The sequence below is a fragment of the Novosphingopyxis baekryungensis DSM 16222 genome, from assembly GCF_000420305.1.
Taxonomy (GTDB): domain Bacteria; phylum Pseudomonadota; class Alphaproteobacteria; order Sphingomonadales; family Sphingomonadaceae; genus Novosphingopyxis; species Novosphingopyxis baekryungensis.
This window is the reverse complement of sequence record NZ_ATUR01000007.1, coordinates 24,554-45,950: the sequence shown is the minus strand read 5'-3', so window position 1 is coordinate 45,950 and position 21,397 is coordinate 24,554. Positions and strand designations below refer to the sequence as shown.

General features: G+C 57.1%; 15 protein-coding genes. 8 read left to right on the top strand and 7 right to left on the bottom strand.

Features of this window, described 5'->3' with window-relative positions; translation table 11 throughout:
- Window positions 1-10: 10 nt before the first annotated feature.
- Both G410_RS0112055 and G410_RS16630 read left to right on the top strand, forming a co-directional pair.
- Window positions 11-3,256 (top strand): efflux RND transporter permease subunit, encoded by a 3,246-nt coding sequence (locus tag G410_RS0112055; protein ID WP_022673915.1) that lies wholly within the window; start codon window positions 11-13, stop codon window positions 3,254-3,256.
- 8 nt (window positions 3,257-3,264) lie between these two features.
- On the top strand, window positions 3,265-4,848 hold the full coding sequence (locus G410_RS16630) for an efflux transporter outer membrane subunit (RefSeq protein WP_156851957.1): 1,584 nt from the start codon (window positions 3,265-3,267) through the stop codon (window positions 4,846-4,848).
- 246 nt (window positions 4,849-5,094) lie between these two features.
- Here the strand turns inward: G410_RS16630 and G410_RS0112045 are convergent, their stop codons facing one another.
- From G410_RS0112045 to G410_RS0112035, 3 genes are all read right to left on the bottom strand, one after another.
- Window positions 5,095-6,369, bottom strand: coding sequence for a nucleotide sugar dehydrogenase (locus G410_RS0112045; protein ID WP_022673913.1), 1,275 nt, complete (start codon window positions 6,367-6,369; stop codon window positions 5,095-5,097).
- Window positions 6,366-7,421 carry an SDR family oxidoreductase gene (locus G410_RS0112040; RefSeq protein WP_245559361.1) on the bottom strand — a complete coding sequence of 352 codons (1,056 nt, stop codon included), beginning with the start codon at window positions 7,419-7,421 and terminating at the stop codon, window positions 6,366-6,368. Before G410_RS0112040 ends, G410_RS0112045 begins: the two co-directional genes overlap by 4 nt.
- Before the next feature lie 127 nt (window positions 7,422-7,548).
- Entirely contained in the window at window positions 7,549-8,517 is a 969-nt protein-coding gene (locus G410_RS0112035) for a UDP-glucuronic acid decarboxylase family protein (protein ID WP_022673911.1), read from the bottom strand.
- 151 nt (window positions 8,518-8,668) lie between these two features.
- Here G410_RS0112035 and G410_RS16625 point away from each other — a divergent pair, with 151 nt between their 5' ends.
- Genes G410_RS16625 through G410_RS0112005 form a run of 6 tightly spaced genes read left to right on the top strand, consistent with a single transcriptional unit; the run spans window position 8,669 to window position 15,315 of the window.
- Window positions 8,669-9,427, top strand: a complete 759-nt coding sequence (locus G410_RS16625) for a TylF/MycF/NovP-related O-methyltransferase (RefSeq protein WP_022673910.1) — start codon at window positions 8,669-8,671, stop codon at window positions 9,425-9,427.
- A gap of 6 nt (window positions 9,428-9,433) precedes the next feature.
- Window positions 9,434-10,978, top strand: coding sequence for an O-antigen polymerase (locus G410_RS0112025; RefSeq protein ID WP_156851951.1), 1,545 nt, complete (start codon window positions 9,434-9,436; stop codon window positions 10,976-10,978).
- Window positions 10,979-10,987: 9 nt separating this feature from the next.
- The gene (locus G410_RS0112020; RefSeq protein ID WP_022673908.1) at window positions 10,988-12,151 is read left to right on the top strand and encodes a glycosyltransferase; all 1,164 of its coding nucleotides are present in this window, start codon (window positions 10,988-10,990) and stop codon (window positions 12,149-12,151) included.
- Between the two features lie 2 nt (window positions 12,152-12,153).
- Complete coding sequence (locus G410_RS0112015; RefSeq protein ID WP_022673907.1) at window positions 12,154-13,308, top strand: glycosyltransferase family 4 protein; 1,155 nt, start codon at window positions 12,154-12,156, stop codon at window positions 13,306-13,308.
- 1 nt (window position 13,309) lies between these two features.
- Complete coding sequence (locus G410_RS0112010) at window positions 13,310-14,650, top strand: lipopolysaccharide biosynthesis protein (RefSeq protein ID WP_162604096.1); 1,341 nt, start codon at window positions 13,310-13,312, stop codon at window positions 14,648-14,650.
- Window positions 14,647-15,315 carry a class I SAM-dependent methyltransferase gene (locus G410_RS0112005; RefSeq protein WP_022673905.1) on the top strand — a complete coding sequence of 223 codons (669 nt, stop codon included), beginning with the start codon at window positions 14,647-14,649 and terminating at the stop codon, window positions 15,313-15,315. Before G410_RS0112010 ends, G410_RS0112005 begins: the two co-directional genes overlap by 4 nt.
- Here G410_RS0112005 and G410_RS16620 read toward each other — a convergent pair.
- From G410_RS16620 to G410_RS0111985, 4 genes are all read right to left on the bottom strand, one after another.
- Window positions 15,298-16,497, bottom strand: a complete 1,200-nt coding sequence (locus G410_RS16620; protein ID WP_022673904.1) for a glycosyltransferase family 4 protein — start codon at window positions 16,495-16,497, stop codon at window positions 15,298-15,300. The genes G410_RS0112005 and G410_RS16620 overlap by 18 nt on opposite strands.
- 82 nt (window positions 16,498-16,579) lie before the next feature.
- Window positions 16,580-17,911, bottom strand: a complete 1,332-nt coding sequence (locus G410_RS0111995) for a glycoside hydrolase family protein (protein ID WP_022673903.1) — start codon at window positions 17,909-17,911, stop codon at window positions 16,580-16,582.
- Between the two features lie 130 nt (window positions 17,912-18,041).
- A complete protein-coding gene (locus G410_RS16615; protein ID WP_156851950.1) occupies window positions 18,042-19,241 on the bottom strand; it encodes a hypothetical protein in 1,200 nt (399 codons plus the stop codon).
- Entirely contained in the window at window positions 19,238-21,391 is a 2,154-nt protein-coding gene (locus G410_RS0111985) for a GumC family protein (protein ID WP_022673901.1), read from the bottom strand. Before G410_RS0111985 ends, G410_RS16615 begins: the two co-directional genes overlap by 4 nt.
- Window positions 21,392-21,397 lie beyond the last annotated feature (6 nt).

Genomic DNA, 21,397 nt, shown 5'->3' with positions numbered 1-21,397 from the left:
CCCCACCGCCATGTCACGCTATTTCATCGACCGCCCGGTTTTCGCCTGGGTTCTCGCGCTCGGCATCCTGATGGCCGGCATCATCGCGCTGCGCGGCCTACCGATCGAGCAATATCCGCAGGTCAGCCCCCCGTCGCTCACCATCTCGGTGGTCTATCCCGGCGCAGACGCGCAGACGCTGGAGCAGAACGTCACGCAGGTGATCGAGCAGCAGCTGAACGGGGTCGAGGGCTATCTGTACATGGCCAGCTCCAGCCAGTCGAACGGCACCGCGTCGATCACGCTGACCTTCGAGGCCGGAACCGACATCGATATCGCGCAGACCGAGGTCCAGAACCGCCTGTCCACGGTCGAGGCGCGCCTGCCCGAAACCGTCCGGCAGCAGGGCATCACCGTGCGCCAGGCCAATTCGGGCTTCCTGATGATCGTGGCGCTCACCAGCGCGAACCAGAGCTACGATGCCGTGGATCTGGGCAATATCGCGTCCCAGCAGGTGATCGACGAGCTGCGCCGCGTGCAGGGCGTGGGCGATATTCAGCTGTTCGGGTCCGAATATGCCATGCGCATCTGGCTGGACCCGGAACGGCTCGCCGGCTTTTCGCTGACGCCATCGGACGTGCTCAACGCGGTGCGCCAGCAGAATAACCAGACGGCGGGCGGCTCGCTCGGCGCCTTGCCGACGCTGTCCGATCAGCAGATCCAGGCCACCATCGTCACGCAGGACCGCTTCTCCACCGTCAAGCAGTTCGAGGACATCATCCTGCGCGCCACCGCCAATGGGGCCACGGTGCGTTTGGCGGATGTCGCGCGGATCGAGATCGGCGCGCAGAGCTACAACACGTCCACCACCCTCAATGGCCAGCCGATGGCCGGCATGGCCGTCCAGCTGGCGACGGGCGCGAACGCGCTCAACGCCGCGGCCGGCATCAAGGAGCGGATGGAGGAACTGAACGCCAGCCTGCCGCAGGGCGTCAGCTATTCCATCCCCTATGACACCACGCCCTTTGTCCAGGCATCGGTGGATGAAGTGATCAAGACGCTGATCGAGGCGATGGCGCTGGTGTTCCTCGTGATGTTCCTGTTCCTGCAGAACTGGCGCGCCACGGTCATCCCCACGCTGGTCGTGCCGATCGCGCTGGCGGGCGCATGCCTTGGCCTGTATCTCTTCGGCTTCTCCATCAACGTGCTCAGCCTGTTCGGCATGGTGCTGGCCATCGGCATCCTGGTCGATGACGCCATCGTGGTGATCGAGAATGTCGAGCGGATCATGCGCGAGGAAGGCCTTCCCCCGCTGCAGGCCACGCGCAAAGCGATGGACCAGATTTCCGGCGCGATCATCGGCATCACGCTGGTGCTGGTGGCGGTGTTCGTGCCGATGGCGTTCTTCCCCGGCTCGACCGGTGGGATCTACCGGCAATTCTCGGTCACGCTGGCGGTTTCCATCCTGTTCTCGGCGCTGATGGCCCTCACGCTCACGCCGGCGCTGTGCGCCGTCTTCCTCAAGCCGATCGAAAAGGAAGACCGCGAAAGCACGGACGATCCGGATCAGCCGCAAGAACAGAAAAGCGGGGCCAAAGGCTTGCTGGCAAAGGTCATCGGGTTTTTCACCGCCTTTTTCGCGCGCTTCAACCGCTGGTTCGCCAGGATCACCGACAAATATGATCGCGGCACCGCCAGGATTCTGTCGGCCCCCCTGCGCGGCCTGGCCGTGTTCCTGCTGCTCGGCGTGCTCGCCATCTTCCTGTTCCTGCGTCTGCCGACGGCCTTTCTGCCGACCGAAGATCAGGGTTATCTCATCACCGTGGTGCAATCGCCGCCCGGCAGCACGCGCAACCGGTTGAACGAGGCGATCGCGCCTGTCGAAAAATACTGGATGGACCAGCCGGAGGTGGAAAACCTCGTGGTGGTTCGCGGGTTCAGCTTCTTCGGCCAGGGGCAGAACAACGCGCTGATGTTCGCCAGCATGAAACCCTGGGAAGAGCGCACCGCAGAAGGCAGCGATGCCAGCTCCATGCTGGGGGCCGCCATGGGCGCGTTCTCGCAAATTTCCGAGGCGGTGGTGTTCGTGATCCAGCCACCGGCGATCCAGGCGCTGGGCAATGCCAGCGGCTTCTCGCTGAAGCTGGAAGATCGCACCGGCGTCGGCCGCGAGACGCTGAACGGCGCCATGGGCCAGTTGATCGGTGCTGCGTCGCAAAGCGAGGTCGTCACCAATTTGCGGCCGGAGGATCAGCCCGCCGGCCCGCAGCTCAAGGTGGAGATCGATCGCACGCTGGCAACCGCGCTCGGCCTGTCCATTTCCGATGTGAACGCCGCGCTCGCGATCAATTTCGGCTCTGCCTATGCCAATGACTTCAACCGCGACGGGCGCGTGCTGCGCGTGATCGTGCAGTCCGATGCGCAATATCGCATGACGCCCGACGATATCATGCAGATCCGCGTGCCGACGCCGGAGGGGGAACTGGTACCGTTCAGCGCCTTTGCCACCGCCGAATGGACCGCCGGACCGCCCAGCCTGGCCCGCTATAATGGCTATCCCGCCATGACCTTGTCCGGCGAGGCCGCCCCCGGCCGCTCGTCCGGCGCGGCTCTGGCCGAGATGGAGAAGCTGGCCGAAAATCTGCCGCCGGGCATCGGCTATGAATGGACCGGCATCAGCTATGAGGAAAAGCAGTCCGCCGGTCAGGTCGGCGCGCTGCTGGGGCTGTCCCTTCTGGTGGTCTATCTGTTGCTGGCCGCGCTGTATGAAAGCTGGGCGGTGCCGGTATCGGTGCTGCTGATCGTCCCGATGGGCGTGCTGGGCGCCGTGCTGTTCTCCATTCTGCGCGGACTGTCTGCAGACGTCTATTTCAACGTCGGCCTGATCACCATCATCGGTCTGGCGGCGAAAAACGCCATCCTGATCGTCGAGTTCGCGATTGAGGAAGAGGCGCGCGGCCTGTCCAAAATCGACGCGGTGAAGGAAGCGGCCAAGCTGCGTCTGCGCCCGATCATCATGACCTCGCTCGCCTTCATCCTCGGCATGGTGCCGCTGGTGCTCGCCAGCGGTGCCGGTGCGGCCAGCCGCATCGCCGTGGGCACGGGCGTGATGGGCGGCATGATCACCGCGACCGGCATCGGCATCTTCGTCATCCCGCTGCTCTATATGCTGGTGCGCCGTCATCTCAGCCGCAAGCAACCAGCCGCGGTCGGCTCGCTGGACGAAGACAAGGAAGACCCTGCCGCCCCCGATGACAGCAAGGCGGAGCCTGCATGATGACCCGCATGACCTATCGTATCGCCCTGGCCGCCACGGCCGCCCTGGCCCTGTCCGCCTGCACCAACTTCGCGCCCGATCATGTGCGGCCGGCGCTGACGACCCAGCCGGCCTATGATCCCGATTACCGGCCTGACGGCACGGTGGTGGCCAGCACGCTGGCGTGGGAGGACTATTTCGCGGATCCCCGGCTGGATGCGCTGATTGCCGAGGCGCTGGTCAACAACCGCGATCTGCTCGCCGCCACGGCGCGGATCGAGCAGGCGCAGGCACAATATCGCATCCAGGCCACGCAGCAGCTACCCACCCTGACTGGCAATGCCGGCTATACCCGTTCCCGCATCGGCACCGCCGGGGGCGGTGTCGGTGTCGGGGCCGGCGCCGGGGGCGGCGTTGGCGCAGGGGCTGGACAGGGCGCAGGCGGCGCGGTGACGACCGGCTCCGGCGGCTTCACCTTCGATCGCTTTTCGCTTGGCGTCGGCGTGTCCGCGTTCGAACTGGACTTCTGGGGCCGCGTCGCCAATCTCACCGAAGCGGCGCGCGCCCAATATCTCGGCACGCTTGCGGCGCAGCGAAGCTTTTATCTGTCGCTGATCGGCGATGTGGCGTCGGCCTATTATCAATTGGTCGAGACGCAGGAGCAGCTGGATCTTGCCCGCCGCACGGTCGAAAGCCGCCAGGAAGGCCTGCGCATCGCCAAGCTCCGCCTGGATGCGGGCGTCACCAGCGCGCTGGACTTCTATCAGGCCGAAACGCTGCTGACGCAGGCCGAACAGCAGGTTTCGGTGCAGCAGCTCAATGCCGCCAATCTCACCAATCAGCTCACCGTCCTGGTCGGCGGGCGCATACCCACCGGCCTGCCCGATGGGCATTCGCTGGAGGAGCAAACGGTGCTGGCAACGCTGGATGCCGGGCTGCCCTCGCAGCTTCTGCTGGTCCGCCCGGACATCGTGCAGGCGGAAGAACAGCTGCGCGCCGAAGAAGCCAATATCGGCGCGGCCCGCGCCGCCTTCTTCCCCAGCATCTCGCTCACCGGCACGGCGGGCCTCGCCTCGTCCAGCCTGGGCGATCTGTTTTCCGGCGATGCCTTTACCTGGAGCATCGGGCCTGCGCTCAACCTGCCGATTTTCGATTGGGGCGCGCGCGAAGCGGACCTCGGCCTGGCCAAGGCCCGGCGGCTCGAGTCCGTCGCCAATTACGACAAGGCCGTGCAGACCGCGTTCCGCGAAGTGTCCGACGCGCTGGCCGGGCGCCGCTACATCGCCAATCAGGTGGCCGTGCTGCGCAACGCCGTCTCCGCCAATGATCGCCTCGCCTATCTCGCCCGCCTGCGTTACCGCGAAGGCGTGGCCGACTATCTGGAAGTGCTCGATTCCGAACGCACCCTGTTCGCCGCAAGGCAATCCCTGCTGACCGCACAAAGGCAGGAATTGCAGAACAAGGCAGCGCTCTACGTCGCACTAGGCGGCGGAACACAGATGCCGAGCGAGCCGGTATCGCTAGCCCCGCTGCGGCGTGGAATAGCGGAGCCGGGTGTAACGATTGAGGGTTACAATAAACTTGGCCTTCAACGCTTGCCAGATGGCCGTTAGATCTGGCGGCGATCTGCGCTCCCGCCTTATTCTAGGACGACCGCGAAAGCACTCACATCTATCTGCGCCGCTCGGCGCCTCCGTTGCAAGGCCGGACATCAAGCGAAAAAACGGTGCTTCAATTGGGGAAATCAATAAAAAAAGGCGCACGCTGCTCTAATACTCAATCTCGTGTATTGGCCAGTCTTGCCTTATCTAGACACTGTATCCGGCGGTTGTCATTTTGCTTGGGCGGGTCGCAACCAATCAGAGCGACCAGTATCGAAACGGTGGAGGCACCATATCTACTTTAAGTAATGAACAAATGTCGAGGATCGCCGCATCGTCTTTCAAGCGGGCCGAAAAGCTTTCGGCCCAACCGGAAAACTCTTCATGCGCCACAGAAATTAGCAATGCATCAAGGTCGACCAATGCGTCGGAAGCAACCATATCGATACCATATTCTTGTTGCGCTTCGACTACATTGGCTCGAGGATCATGTACTAAAACCTCGGCTCCATTCTCTTCAAGTATCTTCACTACTTCGGGCACCTTGGAATTTCTCAAATCCGGCACGTTGGCTTTAAACGTCAGACCCAGTACGCCAATACGCGGGACATTTCGTCCCCTAGTCATCGAAAGTGCCTTTTCTGCCACGAACGCGCTCATGTTGCTGTTCACGCGCCGCCCCGCCAAAATCACCTCCGGATCGTAGCCTGCTTTCTCGCTGGCATGGGTGAGATAATAAGGGTCCACGCCAATACAGTGGCCGCCGACCAGACCGGGCGAAAAGGGTAAGAAATTCCACTTTGTCCCGGCCGCCTCCAATACATCGCGCGTGCTCAGGTCCATTTTGTCGAATATCAGCGCTAGTTCGTTCATCAGCGCGATGTTGAGATCGCGCTGTGTGTTCTCGATAACCTTGGCCGCTTCGGCCACCTTGATCGACGGCGCCTCGTGCAGACCGGCAGACACAACGGCTCCATACACTTGGCGGAGTCGCTGCAGCGTCGGTGCATCTTCCGCTGCGATCACCTTAGTAATGCTATCCAGCCTGTGCTCGCGGTCACCTGGATTGATCCGCTCGGGCGAGTAGCCAAGGAAAAAATCCTTACCTCGAGTCAGGCCGGAATGCTCTTCAAGCAGTGGGGCACAGATATCGTCCGTCACACCCGGATAAACTGTCGATTCAAATACGATGACGGCACCTGGTGACAGTTGTGGCCCCAGCATAGCGCAGGCCTTAATAATCGGGCTGAGATCAGGACTGTTATCACTATCAATGGGTGTCGGCACCGTTACTATAAAAAAACTGCACCCAGTCAGATTGACGGCATCGCAGGTGATTTTCAGCGTGCTGGCTGCGAGCCGTGATCCATCAATCTCGCCGGTCCAGTCATGGCCTGCCCGCAAGGCCTCAACGCGCTTGTGAGCTACATCGAAGCCGACAACCTGTTCGAAACGTTCCGCCAGCGCCACGGCAACCGGCAGGCCGACATAGCCCAACCCGATAACCGCAATCCGTTCCACCGCGCTTTTCATTCTGCATCTTTCCGAAAGAAGTTTATGTACCAAGGCATGGCCGTGCGCAGTCCGGCTACTAGGTCGTGCGTTGGGTCATAGCCGAGCAGACGCATCGCCTTGGATACATCGGCAAGACTGTGGCGGATATCGCCCGCTCGCTTAGGGCCATGGAATATCGAGGAGGAACTTGTCAAACCTTCCTGCTCAAGTGCCTCAGCAATTGCGCGGTGGAGGTCATTCAGCGACGTGCGCTGTCCAACGGCAACGTTGTAGACCTCTCCCCAGGCAGCATCGTCGCTCAACGCCGCGCGGATGTTGGCCTGTACGGTATTTTCGACAAAGCAGAAATCCCGGCTTGTTTCTCCGTCGCCATTAATTTGCAGTACGGACCCCGTTATCATGGCCTTTACCCACAGGGGGATCACCGCGGCATAGGCACCATGCGGGTCCTGACGCGGACCGAAAACGTTGAAATAGCGCAGCCCAATGGCCTTCAGTCCGTATGTGCGCCGAAAAATATCGGCATAAATTTCATTGAAGACCTTGGTGGCCGCATAGGGGGAAAGGGGTTTGCCGATCCTCTCCTCGATCTTAGGGAGGTTCGGCTCATCGCCATAAGTAGAGCTCGATGCTGCATAAACGAATCGAATATCGCCCTCACGCCGCGCAGCGTCCAGCATATTGATGAAACCAGAGACATTGACTGCATTGGTCGTAAGTGGATCGTCAATCGAACGCGGCACCGAGCCCAGCGCCGCCTGATGCAAAACATAGGATACGCCGCGGCACGCATCCCGGCAGGCTTGGGCGTCACGGATATCGGCCTGGATGAATTCGAAACGCGACCAGCTTTGCGCATCAAGCGTGGACTGCAGATCATCCAGGTTGCGCGCATAGCCCGTGGCGAAATTGTCTAGCGCCCGTACGCGCTGACCCAGCCGCAACAATGTCTCCACGATATTAGAGCCGATAAATCCGGCCGCTCCGGTGACGAGCCAGAGCTTGTCTTCGCTCCTGATCCTGGCTGTAAAGGCGGGATCGTTGTTCAGCCATTCTGATAGTTCGGACACCATGGTTCCTTATTTAGCGCTTTAGCCCGGCTGATCGAAACAGATTTGCCCCATGCCAATCGATTCAGACTGGAACTTGATCGGCCACAGGATTTTTGGGAATGTTGTGCGCGATCACAACATGCAGTCAGGCAGAGACAAGCAGTCCGGCGCGAAAATGTTCGATCGTCTTGGCTAGACCGTCTTCAAGTTTTACGCCGGGCTCCCAGCCCAGCCTGTTTCTAGCCAGTGAAATATCTGGCTTGCGCTGCAGAGGGTCATCCTGCGGCAAGGGCTCGAACTGCAATTTTGACCTTGACCCGATTTGATTAATAATCATTTCGGCAAGCTCCCGAACGGTAAATTCCCGCGGGGTGCCCAAATTGACCGGCCCTGGAAAGCCTTCTTCACTGTCCATAAGAGCGAGAAAGCCATCGATTAGATCGCTAACATAGCAAAAGCTTCGGGTCTGCTGACCTTCGCCATAAATGGTGATCGGAAGATCTTGCAAAGCCTGTAAAATGAAGTTTGATACAACGCGTCCGTCGCTGGGGTGCATCCGCGGTCCATAGGTGTTGAAAATACGGGCTACCTTTATGTCCAGCCCATGCTGTCTGTGATAATCGAAAAACAGCGTCTCGGCGCAACGCTTTCCTTCGTCATAGCATGACCGAATGCCGATTGGATTTACGTTGCCCCAGTAACTTTCTTCCTGCGGATGCACGGCAGGATCGCCGTAAACCTCGCTTGTTGATGCCTGGAATATTCGGCAACCAAGCCGCTTTGCCAGCCCCAGCATGTTAATTGCGCCGTGGACACTTGTTTTCGTCGTCTGCACGGGATCGTGTTGATAGTGAATGGGCGATGCAGGGCACGCCAGATTCCATATCTCGTCCACTTCAACATATAGCGGAAAGCAGACATCATGGCGCATGAATTCAAAGCGCGGTTCGGCCTTCAGATGATCAATATTCTGTTTGTCACCAGTAAATAGATTATCGACACATAGAACTTCATGCCCACGTTCCAGTAGGCGATCGATGAGGTGTGATCCCAGAAAACCGGCGCCGCCTGTCACCAATACTCGCTTACGACCATATGCGTTGCGCTGCGCCATATTTTATAACGACCTTCCAATGAGCGATGCCAGCCGTCTGCGGGCGGAGGCAGAGTGATAATCAGCGCAGCCTCCATCATCAAGAAAGTTCTATGGTTGCGCAGAATTTGGGGACTGCTTATTGCACCGGCTCGTTTCAGGAGAAGTGCCAGTGTCTTTTCGAACTACCCTTTCCGCATATGTCGTCGCGTTGGGGAATAAGATTTCGCCTGATTATAAGGGCTTGCGCTCAGACATTCCAGAGCTGAACGACGAAGATGCGGCGTTGCTGAGCAGTATTCAGGGACTCTCCATGACTTCAAAAATAGCCCAGTGGGAGTACGTCAGGGCAATCCGAGATGTAGAAGCGCGCGGTATTCCAGGCGATTTGGTGGAGTGCGGCGTCTGGCGTGGGGGCAACCTAGCGCTCGCTGGGCTCGTTCGCAAAAAGCTCGGTTTTAATAGGCAAATCTGGGCATATGACACCTACGCTGGAATGACCGCGCCGACTGAATTTGACGAAAAACTTGCAAAAGACATCGATACCGTTGCTAAGTTTAACAAACTTGATCGCGCTGATTATAATGACTGGTGCTATGCTTCCCGTGACGATGTAACGCAGAACTTTGCAAATATTGTTGGAGAAAACGCTGAGTTGCGGATAGTTGAAGGGCCAGTTCAGGAAACGCTGCTGGATCGTGATAACTTGCCAGAAAAAATAGCCATACTTCGACTAGATACTGACTTTTACGATAGCACGAAGGCTGAAATGGAGATTCTGTATCCGCGCCTGTCGTCAGGCGGCCTGTTGATCATCGACGACTATGGTGAATGGGCAGGCGCCAGAAAGGCGGTCGACGAGTATTTTGCCGGCCAGCACGTCTGGTTGCAACGGGTTACGCATTCGGTGCGCATGATGGTCAAACCGTAGACCTTTATGTCTCGGCTTGAACTTTGGCAGGTAAATGCTGATAAGTCTCGAAATGAATTGCCTGTCCCTCGTGTTTTTCAGCTGGGCGTATTGATCTTTATTTTACTAACAGGAGCAGTTCCTGTTATTCTTCAAGCATTAATTAATGGGTTGACTACCCCGGGCAACGGATTTGCCTTAGCGCTTATCGCAGGATTGTTTTATGATATCTTGCGGATAGCGCCGCTAATCGTTCTCGCTCGGCACCCTGCAGGCGTACTGCATCCGGTCATTATAGCCGTGGTCCTATGGCCCCTGCTCACTACATTGCCCTCACTTATTGATACCTTTGGCGGTTATGCTGGCCTTCTGTCCGGCAATCCGCTGCGCCCTCCCTATTTTGTCGCAATTGCCTGGCTTGATGGGGACACGACTTGGCTTGAGGTGGCGCGCTACAGCAGCTTTCAGATCATTGCTCTGCTCAGCTTTTATGGGGGATTTGTCCTTACCCGGCCTCGTACAAGGCGCCGTATCAAGGTTTTCGATACTGTCGACACGCTGCGTTTGCGATCCATTCTGGCTGGCATTATCATCATGAATTTTATTGGCGTCGCTGTCTTCATCCAGTTGCGCGGGGGACTGGTAGAACATATCGGCGAACTGGCTTATGGCCGTTTCCGCGCGCTCGAGGGGCTCGGCCCGCTGCTCGCCTTGTTTGACATCGGGTTTCTGGCGTTGCTTTTGTGGATATGTCTGCGGCCGCAGGATGCCAAAAGCAAATTGTTCATTACGCTCCTGCCGTTGGTATCGGCTCAGCAATTTATCGTGGCTGGATCACGCGCCGCAACTCTGCTGGTTTTCGTGCTTATCGGGTTGGGCTGGGCGCTGGCGGCCCGCCGGGTGCCTTGGCGGCTAGGCCTGATCCTGTTGCCTATTGCATTTTTGTCCTTCGGAGCCCTCAATATCATCCGGACTGCCAGCCTTAGCAATGCCACGGCGCTGGAAGCGGCACAGGATTCGGATCTGGCATCGATATTGGAACGATCGCAAAACGAGTTCGACCTGCGTCAGTCGCTGAGCGGCACCATTCCCGTTATAAGCGATGGTATGCGGACCACCGGTCCAATGTGGGGTTATACCTATAGCGGCGCCATTTTTGCGATGGTGCCGCGTTCCATCTGGCCGGAAAAGCCGCGTGGTCCGGGCTCTCTCTATGCACAGACATTTCTGGGCGAGACAGTACAGGGCACGGCGGTGCCGATCGGCCCCGAGGCGGAAGCCTTTTGGAACTTCCATATCCCTGGCCTCATCATCATTTTCGCGTTCTACGGATTAGTGCTTAAATTGGCTTTCTCTATTTATATCCGCAGTCCGGACAATGGCTTGGTGATCGCAGGATTCTTGCTGGTTGCAACCCAATTCGGCGTGTCGACTGATCAGCTGGTCGCGTTCCAGCAAATGGTCCTGACATTCGCGATCATGCTTGGCGTTATTTTTATCTTCTATCGTGATGCGTTTCGACCGGCGAGGCGCCAAATGACGGCTCTGGTCAAGCCGTCCAAAGCTTATTAGGGGCGTTCCGTGTCCAGATTTCTCGTTAACCCTGACGGCGACAAACCGCGTATCCTTCATCTGTTAAAATGGTTGCCGCGTGGCGGCATCGAAACTTGGCTCACACATATTTTCGATGCCAGCGTGGGCGGCAGCTACCAGCATGAGGTTTTGCTCATGCAGGATGAAATCGGCCCGTATGAGACCAAGGTGCGCAATGCCGGCGTGTACATACATCGACTACCGATGGATAGCCGCGCCCGATGGTTCCTCGATCTCTATCGGTTCCTTAAAAAAGCAGGGCCGTTTGCCGCGTTTCATGCGCACGTAGATTCTATTGTATCTGGGCCAGCGCTGGCCACCGCAGCCGCAGCCGGCATCCCCGCCAGGATTATTCACAACCATGCCGCGCGCAGCATGGGTTCTGATTACCAGAAATTGCGCTATCGGGTCCGCGAGGGTATTGGCAATGCACTTGCGATGTCCGCCTCGACCCGCGCTATAGGCATTAGCGAAATGGCCATGGTGCATTTGGCCGGAGTGCGTTGGCGGCAGCGGCAGGATTGCACGCTTTTGCTCTATGGCTTCGATTATTCAGCCTTTCATGGCGCGTTAGCGCGTTCAAAAGTCCTTCGTGCGGAGCTCGGAATTGCGCCCGAGGCTACGGTCATCGGTCACGTCGGGCGGTTTGACCCCGTTAAGAATCACGAGTTCCTGTTGCAGAGCTTTGCGCGCTACAAAAGCGCGGACCCCGGTGCCGTTTTGGTTCTTGTCGGTCGCGGGCCGCTTCAAGACCGATATGAAATGCTGGCCCAGCGGCTCGGTATCGCGCAGCACGTGAGATTCGCTGGTGGAACGGATGATATACCCGCCTATATGAGCATGTTCGACATCTTTGCCTTCCCATCCTTCAGCGAGGGACTCGGCATCGTCGTGCTGGAAGCACAAGCAGCTGGCACGCCCGTCTTGATGCCTGAAAACATGCCGCAGGAGGTGATTGTGATTGAGGAAGGCGTTACGACCTTGCCTCTCGACCACGGGGTCACGGCTTGGGCGGATATGATCGGGGATATAATGCGGCAACCCAAGCCGCAGCGGTCCGTCTGGTTGCAGAGAGTAGAAAAAAGCCCGTTCGGAATGGAACGCTGCATCACGGAACTGAACGCCATCTATCGCGAAGAAATTGTACGTTAAGGATGCAGAACGGTTCCTCCGGTGGCAAACCATCGATAGTCTTTGTCGCATTGCAGACCGGCGCCGGGGCCAACGGCGGTATTGCAAGTCTGGGCGAGATTATGTGCGCGCTGACCCGCTACCGCGCCATCCTGATCACGAATTTGGACAGTCCGGCCGTCGCTCAGTGGCGCAGCGCAGGCATAGAGGTCCTTATCGTGAGGGAAGAGGCAAGCCTAGGTCTCAGGCGCGCACCCTGGCGCACGATCCTGACCTATGTGCGGTTCTTCAGGGCGTTGCGTCATGTCCTTAGCCAATCCGGGGCTAAAGTGGTGCACGCCAACGACCCGCTCGCTTTTCAGCTATGCTATGCAGCCACCAGATCGTTTCGCGGGAGAACAATTGCTCTCAACATTCGTGACACTCTCGAGCCATGCCGGAAAGCGCCAACTGCGCGCTACGGCTGGATGTTCGGTCATGCCGACCATGTATTTTTCTTGTCTGACGATATGCGAGATCGCTGGATCGACATTATTCCTGAAGCGGCGCGCGCATCTTCTGCAACCAGATCGATCGTGGATTTCACGCGCTTTCATTATGCACCAATTGCGGAGGAGATGCCGCCAAAGATCATATTGCTGTCAGGTGTAGTCAGCGCGAAAAAGGGGCAGCTTCGCTTCCTTGAAAAAGTCGCGCCAATTTTGGCGGCTAACGATATCCAGATCTGGCTGAGCGGTGACTATGCGCCTGATGCCGATGCCTATGCATTCGCCTGCCGTCGCGCGGCAGCTAATTTGGGAGACGCAGTCCGCTTTTTGGGATACCGCAGTGACTTGCCGCAATTACTGAAAAATGTACGCATGGTTTGCGTAAGCTCAACGCATGAGGGGCTGATGCGCACGATGATCGAAGCGATGGCCGTTGGCCGAGCGGTCATAAGTACCGATGTATCTTCCGCGCGTGAAATGCTGGAAAAGCCGGGCCGTGAGGCGGGTATCGTCTTTCCAGTCGCATTCGATTCCACGATGGGCGAGGCCATACTGCGCCTGTGTAACGACGAAAACAGGCTCTCAGAAATGGGCAGGCACGGGGCTAAAATTGCGAGGGAATTGTTCAGTCGGACCACAGTCGTGGCATCCTATGAAGATGTCTACGATCAGCTTTTGCAGACTACTTAGCGTGAGCGTCAGACCCTTGCCTCCTAAATCACAGTTTCGGTCCCGAACTGGCGGCGTGCGGCAACGCGTCGTCAAGAACCTCATATTGCTGGGCGGCAGCAGCGGCGCCAGCGCACTTTTATCGATGTTATCGACAGCTACAAACTCACGTGCCCTCAATCTTACCGATTTCGGCACCTTCATCCTGTTACAAACCTCGGCTTTGCTGGTTGCAGGCATCTTCAGCTTTGCCACCCAGCAGCCGATCATCAAACTCGGCGTCAGAGCACTTGAGGCAGGGGAAACGGAAAAGTTCGAGAGTTTTGTCGGCCTGGGGCTGCTGGTCGACACCGCCAGCGCTGTTGTCGCGACGATCGTATCGCTTGTTCTCGTTTCCACGCTACCGGCATTGATCGGCATTTCCGCAGAGCGGATCTCACCGGCAATTCTCGTCGCTGCCAGCCTTCTATTTCAGGGATATCGCACCAGTGAAGGAATTTTCCGGGCGTTCGATCGGTTCGATCTCATAGGCTTCATCCAGATACTTTCTGCGGCCATCCAATTCTTGTTCGCGCTCATACTTTGGTGGTATGACGCGGCATTCATTTTGTACGCAGTGCTTGCTGCCCTTGTCATATCCCTTTCATCCTGCTTGCAGCTTATCACGGCGCTCTTCTTGCTGCGATCGAACGGAATGTGGCCCCGACTACGCTATATCAGTGCAAAATCCAGCGAGCGTAGCGAATTCATGACCTATTGCTGGTCCACCAGTGTCATGGGCACATGCGATACCATCCGGGGTTTCGGGGATTCGCCGCTGGTCGGTGCGCTGGTCTCAGTGGAGGCGGTCGGTATCTACAATGTTGCTAAGCAGCTTGCGGGCATCTTGCGGAAGGGCACCGCCATCTATGCCTCAGTCCTGTTCCCGGAACTCGCCTCGATGGCTGCCGCCGGCCGTTTTTTGGAGGCCAAAAGAACACTGCACAAGGCCGTCGCAGTTAGTCTGGCGATTACCGTTGTTGCCGTAATCGGCTCAGTGCTAGTTGGCAGCCCCGTTCTGACTCTAGTTTTTGGTCCCCGATTTGCCGCCGGAAGCACCGTTCTGACGCTGCTGACACTGGCGGCCGGCCTGCAGCTTGTCAGCGCATCCTATTCCATGCTGGTACAGGCGTTCATTGGCCCGATTCCGCTTCTATATGCATACTTCTTGGCTGCATCATCGTTTCTGCTAGTGGCCTTTATCGGCTTATCAAACCTCGGGGTCTGGGCGATGGGGCTGGCACAAATCGCCTTTGTTATCGCTCTTACGGCAGGCTGTGGCTTGAAATTAATGCGTTATACGGCGCAGGAAAGGTTGTTGTGAGGCGCGAGGAAGCACGTACTATACTGCAATGGATACTGGCTCTGGAGCTACCTGCTGGCACGCTCTGCTTGAATCTTGGCTCTTCAACCGGGGAGTTTCGTAGCGAGGTCCAGCCGCATATAGAGACGGAGCTTTTTGCGCCGCTCAAGGCGGCAGGTCTTGTCGTCCTCCATTGCGACGTCAAAAGTGCGGACGGCGTCGACGAGGTTGGCGACCTGCTGGACCCGGCTTTTCAATCAAAGCTGCGAGCCAAGGGTGCCAAGCTGATTTTATGCTCAAACCTGCTGGAGCATCTTACCGATGCCGGGCGTTTTGCGAATGCTTGCGGCGCGCTGGTCGAGCCGGGCGGATATGGTATTTTCACGGTTCCGTATTCCTATCCCTATCATCCGGACCCAATTGACACGATGTTTCGGCCAAGCCCGGATAAGCTGGCGGCCATGCTAGAAAACTGGGTTACCGTCAGGCAAGAAGTGATCAAGGGCGGCAATCATTGGAAAGACCTGCAGCAAAGCGGAGAGCCGGTACGGCGTTTGATTCGGCAGATCGGTAGGGTCGCTCTGCCTTTTTACCGATCGAAACATTGGAAGCATATCGCTCATCGGTTACTTTGGCTGTACCGGCCATTCACTTCCAGCGCGGTTCTATTACGCAAAGCGGGATGATGTGCTGCTCGCGGCGCGCTTGGCAAGATCATGCAAAAAGCGCGCTCGATCGTCATCCAGCGCCTCCGGCAGATATCGGGTACTTGTTGCAAGATCTTCCGCCGATGCCGCTCGTACCAGTCCCGGATCGCTGGCAAATTCCCTGATGAAGCGCGCCAGCGCATCAACATCTCCGGGCGCATGCAAACGACTTGCCGGCAACAATTCCGGTAGACCTCCCGCGGTCGAGCCCAGACATGCGCAGCCGCGGCTCATCGCTTCCACGGTAGCACGGGGCAACCCTTCCTGATAGCTGGGCTGCAGATGGACATCCACTTCGTCCAGCCAAGATCGTACACCGTCACCCGATGCTTTGGTGCCGTCAAAATAGATCTGATCGGCGACGCCAGCCTGCTCGGCCCTTTCGATCCAGGGCTGCCGATTGCCACCGCCGAGAACCCGGTATTCCGGTGCCAGTCCGTCCTTCCGCAATTGCTTAAGGGCCAGAATAACGTCCTGCACACCTTTCGACATGATGCCCAATGATGCGACCGTCCCAAACACTGGCTGGCGGCCTTGGGCAATGGTGACCAGCCGCTCCGCACGGCTAGATCGCGCAGCCTCGTCCAACTGGACGATCTCAACATCGGATACCCCAACGGCCTTGCCCCTCGTTGGATAGCGTTTCTGCAGGAACTGCCGAGTCACATACAGGATCTGTTCGGACCCGGCAGCAACACGCTGGAGCCGTTGCATCGCCAGTGGAGCGTAGAGCTGCGATAGCTTACTGCCATGGTTTTTATAGCCATCCCAGGCACAGCCAACAATTTCACCCGCCCACGCCATGTTGCGTTGGTTCGCCATATTTGCTGCAAGGTTGCCGAGGTCGCTCGGCAATCGGACCAGAACGGCGTCTGCCCTGGCAATCTCTCGCTCCAGAAGGGCGAATGCTTCGCCGGACCTATTGAAAAGCCTCTGGGATAGAGGATAGTCCCGGATGAGCTGGAACTCGACATGCGGCACGTCCGACTGTGCCAGATCGCTTCCAGGAGGAATCATGCCGCCGTCGCGGGCGACCACCGTAATCTCATCGAACGCATCAAGATATCGTTTCCAGACAGACGCTGGAAATGACCCCACTGTGTAGATGTTATCTTCAGGTCCGCGCAGGAATCGATGGTCATGAACAAATAAAAGACGCATTGTTATTGTACCCGGGAAAGAGGACTATTGAAGAACGTGCCGTACTTTGGCGAGCTGGAAATACGCAGTTCAAGCCGGATACTCAAAGCGCGCTGCCTCCCCGACTTGGGGCGTTTGTGGTTATGATCGACACATCGTTCTGGTGAAATTTTGAATCGGCCCAGATACCCGCGCCGCCCAGACTGCTCGGGGGGTCCAATCCGATGGCGGTAAGCCGCGCTTTGTGAATGGAAACGGCGTTATCCAGACCGGCGCCGATATGAATCCCGGAAATGCGGGCATGTGATCCTGTGACGTCCAGCTTGATGTTGCTCATCCACCCTATATCCGGCGCCGCTTTTTCTACACGTACAATGTGATCGACTGGAAAACCCGCCTCGCCACCACCGGCAAAGTCGACAGCTATTTCCACATTTTTGATAGTAGCCGCAGGCAGTTGCGACCGAATTACGATATCAACAGCCGCAGTCTGCATGACGCCTTGGGTTCGGGCGCGCGCGACGATCAAGATGTTTCTGGCGCTGATATTACGGACGACCGCGCCACGTGCCGCGTTGATCACTAGACCGCGGGCAAATAGGAAACCATCAGGATCGACGAGCCGCATATCCGTCAGCCGGACATTTTCGACTAAACCGTTACGCCAGTCATAGATTAGGGCACCGGGTTTGATGAAGGCCAGCATCTGGCAACGATCTGCTGTGACATTGCTTACGGTGACGTTGCGAACCGCGCCCTGTCCGGGAAATTCCGTATTCGACCCTATTTCTGAGCCGATAGAAATAGCAGCGGCAAACCCCCGGACGGTACCGTTTCGAATATCAATGTTTCGTGTGAGCGAACCGGCTCCTTTGATCGCAAAGGCATCATCTCCGCCAAAGTCACGCCGCATTGTCGATATAAAGTGAAAGCCATCAAATACGTGATCGTGACCCGCAACGAAGAGCCCATTCGAACCGCGCAAACTCAGATCCTCAAAACGGCAACGGCCGGATTTGCTGCGAAGGTAGCCTTGATATCCCCCGGCAAACGGCCGCTTTTCCAACTTGAGACCTGAAAAATAACACCCGGTTCCGGACACATCGAGAAGGTAGCTTGCCGCGTCACCGGAGGTTTCGAGAAGAGTGAGATCGCGTATGACTATGTCCGCGGCTTCCTGGGTAATGGTGATTCGGCAATCAATCAGGGTTCCGCCCGCCCCATTGATCTCTATTTGCGACCCTTTAATTACGAGGTGTTCGCAGCGCCATCTGTCGCCAATCGTTAGCGTGCCACCGCCCTTTTCGACGAGGCGATCCAGTGCCGACTGGAGGGCAGACCGAGCATCGTCGCCAGGCTTGATGCCGAGGTCGCGCGCATGGATTTGCGGCCGGCGCAGCGGTTCATAGCGACCCTTGGCAGATGCCTTGCTCATCAGTGCCGCTCCTCCGACTCCAATGGTCAGTTGAGTTAACATTGCGCGCCGGGACACAGCAAAGGAACTAGTCATGGTCGGCTATCAAATGGCGCAAAATAGCTTCACGGAATGTAAATTTGCCAAGGCATCAGTCCTTAGCAATCGGACGCAGAACTATATTTTGAATAGCCCAATCCATGTCCTGAGCGTCGGATGGCAATTGAATAACGACGCGAAGATACGCCCAGGTGCACGTTGAGTTATTGATAAGAGCAGGTAGCCGTGCGATCCGGTCTTTAAACAAAATATTGGCCGCTTGGTCAGCGCATATGAGCGATACGCCCAAATGGTCACCTGGGGGAGCCGAACGTGGATCCAATTGTACCGATAATCGGTATGCGCCTTGTGAAAGGTGAACGAGCTGTTCTGCTGCGGTTCCGGAAGATCCCGCCAGTGCGCTTATAGCCAAGACACTGTGGGCCAAATCAATGGTCGTGCCGTAATCACCATTGCTAATCAAACGCCAATCAAACGGCAGATAATCGGGTTGAAACGAAAAACTGGTATTACGAAGCACGATCTCCTGCTTTCGGCCGATCCCCGCTTCAGGAAAAAGGGTATTGCCGATACGCTCAGCATCGCCAAACAAACCTTGACCAGCCAGGCCCTCAATTAGCATTCTGTCGAGGTCAGGGTCAACTGAAGCGTTTTGGCGCGCACGAGCGAGCCGGAGCTCCGCGGCGCCAGGCAGCCCCTGAGCCGATTGTGCAAGCCGCCGCCAGAATTGCGGCGCCCATGGCGGATTGCGCGAAAGCAGCCGCAGCATGCTTGGGCGCATGTTTGAATTGGCCACCATTGCCGATAACCCGTCAAGCAACGGGCCTTGTGCAACGCTGTTTCGACGCAAGAGTTGATCTAGCACCTTTAAGCTTTCATGCTGATTATCAGCATAAGCATAGGCGGCCATCAGATCGAGGCTGACCTGATTGGATCGGCGCGAGATCAAGTTGGCCGCTTCAAGCATGGCCAGTTCCTTAATCTTGGTTCGGGTACCCATATCGCGGGCAATAAGCGCCAGCGCTTCTGGTGATAAAGGCTCGCGCGCATATGCCTGACGTGCCAGCAAAACCGTTGCGGGTGAGACGGAGGCCTGGGAATTTCGCGTTTCCAGAACGCTCGATTTGTACATGGAGTAGGCCAGTCGCTCCGAAGGAACGCCATTGAGCGGGAAGGCACCTGCCGCGTATAGCGGAGATATCCGCTGGCCGGCGGAAGAGATAGAAAAGAGACACGACGCTGAAGCTAGAAGAAGGGCTCCGAAGACAATGGCAATGCGGCTCATACTCAACTTTCAGCGGCGCTTTCATCGCGCCCGTATCCGTACCCATAGCCGTAGCCATAAGCCGTCTGATTCGAGCTATATTTAGTAACCAGCACACCAAAGACGTTGCCACGCGCAGCCGTGATACGCTCCAGCGATTGCTGTATCTGTCGCGCGCGCGCGCGGTTCATTTCAATCGTGTAGACCACGCCCTCTGCCACCTTTGCCACCAGCGGCACATCGGCAATGGCCAGCACAGGAGGGGCATCGATCAACACGACGTCGTACAGCTCGCACGCCTCACGGACCAACTGGGAGAGACGCGGAGAAAGAAGAAGTTCGCCTGCATTGGGCGGCTGTGGTCCAGCGCTCATCAAATCGAACCGTTCGATACCAGTTAGAGTGATCAGATCCGAACCAAATTCTTCACCTGCCAAGTAATTCGATAAGCCCCGGCGATTGGCGACATCTAGCAGCTCGTGACTGGAACTGTTGCGCATATCTGCGTCAATGAGCAGCACGCGCTTTCCAGTGCGCGCCAAACTGCGTCCGAGAGCTACGGCGGAGTTCGATTTGCCCTCATTCGGCTGTGTACTTGTAAACAGGATCGAGCGTGGAACACCATGGTCAGTCAAAAATGACAGATTTGTCTGAAAAGACAAAAACGCCTCTGAAATGTCCGATTTGGGATCAGCCACTGCTGTAGATACATCGCCATCGGCGACAACTGGTATGACGCCGAGCAATGGGAGACGAAGCCTCTGTGTAATATCACTCGGGTCCCGTAGCTTTTGATCAATCTGTTCTAGCAAAATGACAGCCAGAAGTGCAAGAAACAGTCCCAGTATTAGGGAAAGAAGCAGATTGAGCAACAAATTGGGGCTGGAAGGCACACGCGGCACGAGTGCGCGATCAACGATCGAAACATTGTTGCTGGCAACGCCCGAAACGCCAATCTCTTTGTAGCGCTGCAGCAATGCATCGTATAGCTGCCGGTTGGTATCAACTTCGCGCTGAAAAATATTATATTGGATTGATGCCGATTGCTCGCCAACAAGCGAATTCTTCAGCGCTCTGACCTGTTGCTGCAGCGCCTGTTCGCGGTTGGTGGCTTCTCGCAACGCCTGACCATAACCTGAGGCAATGCGACCGTTTTCCTGTGCAATCGAACGGTCCAGAGCCGCCAGCTTAGAGTTTATCGCCTTCACTTCAGGATACTCTGGCTCGAAACGTGCGCTCAGCTGAGCCAATTGGGCAGTGGCTTCCGCCCGGGCCTGCCGCAGACTGGCAAGGGTATCGCTCGTTTGCTCGCCCGGCCTTTGGGCCTCCAGGGCGCTCTGGGCAGAAATTCGTGCGTTCGTTGCCTGTGCAAGAGCAAGATTCAGCTCTTCCAGATCGAAGGACGTTAAGGTTCGATCCGGTTGCGCATTACCATCGCCGGAATCGCCGCGGCTGAGCGTGACAATACCCTGCCGTGCAGCATATCCTACGAGATCACGCTCAGATGTTTCAAGGCGGCGACGCAACTCAGCCAGCCGATCTTGCAAAAAGTCTCGCGCATCCTTGGTCGACGCATACCGACGGTCCAATGTAGAATCCATAAATTGCTCGAGCCATGTATTCGCGATTTCAGCGCTTAGAGCGGGGTCGGGACTTGTAAATTGGATATCAACCAGACTGGAGCCACGAATAGGTTCAATGTTCACATGTTCAAGTAGAATATCTGAAGCCTGACGCAGCCTAGCACTGCGCGCCTCGGCATTAGCCGGGCCATTACCGCCGACAGGATCGCGCCCAAACATTTCATAAAATTGTTCATTGGATGCCAAGTTCAGTTCACGTACCACCCGTTCGGCAAGCGACCGCGCGCCCAGCAAGGCATATTGCGTCTGATAGAATTCTTGGTCGTCCCCAGCATCAATTTCAGAGACTTGCTGAACATTTGTAACGCGCTCGCCTTCGCGTTCGATTTGAATCCGCGCAACGGCTTGATAGAGGGGCGTAGCAAGAAAGGTGAGGATTATACCGACGACCAGTGCCACGCCTACAATTGATGCAATGATCCACTTGCGGCGTCGCAATGTGTTCCAATAAGCAACGAGCGGCGGCACCGCTGTAAACGCAGTTTGGTCTGAATATTTGCCGACGACCTCAGCATTGGGGTAATCATTGTTCATCTATAA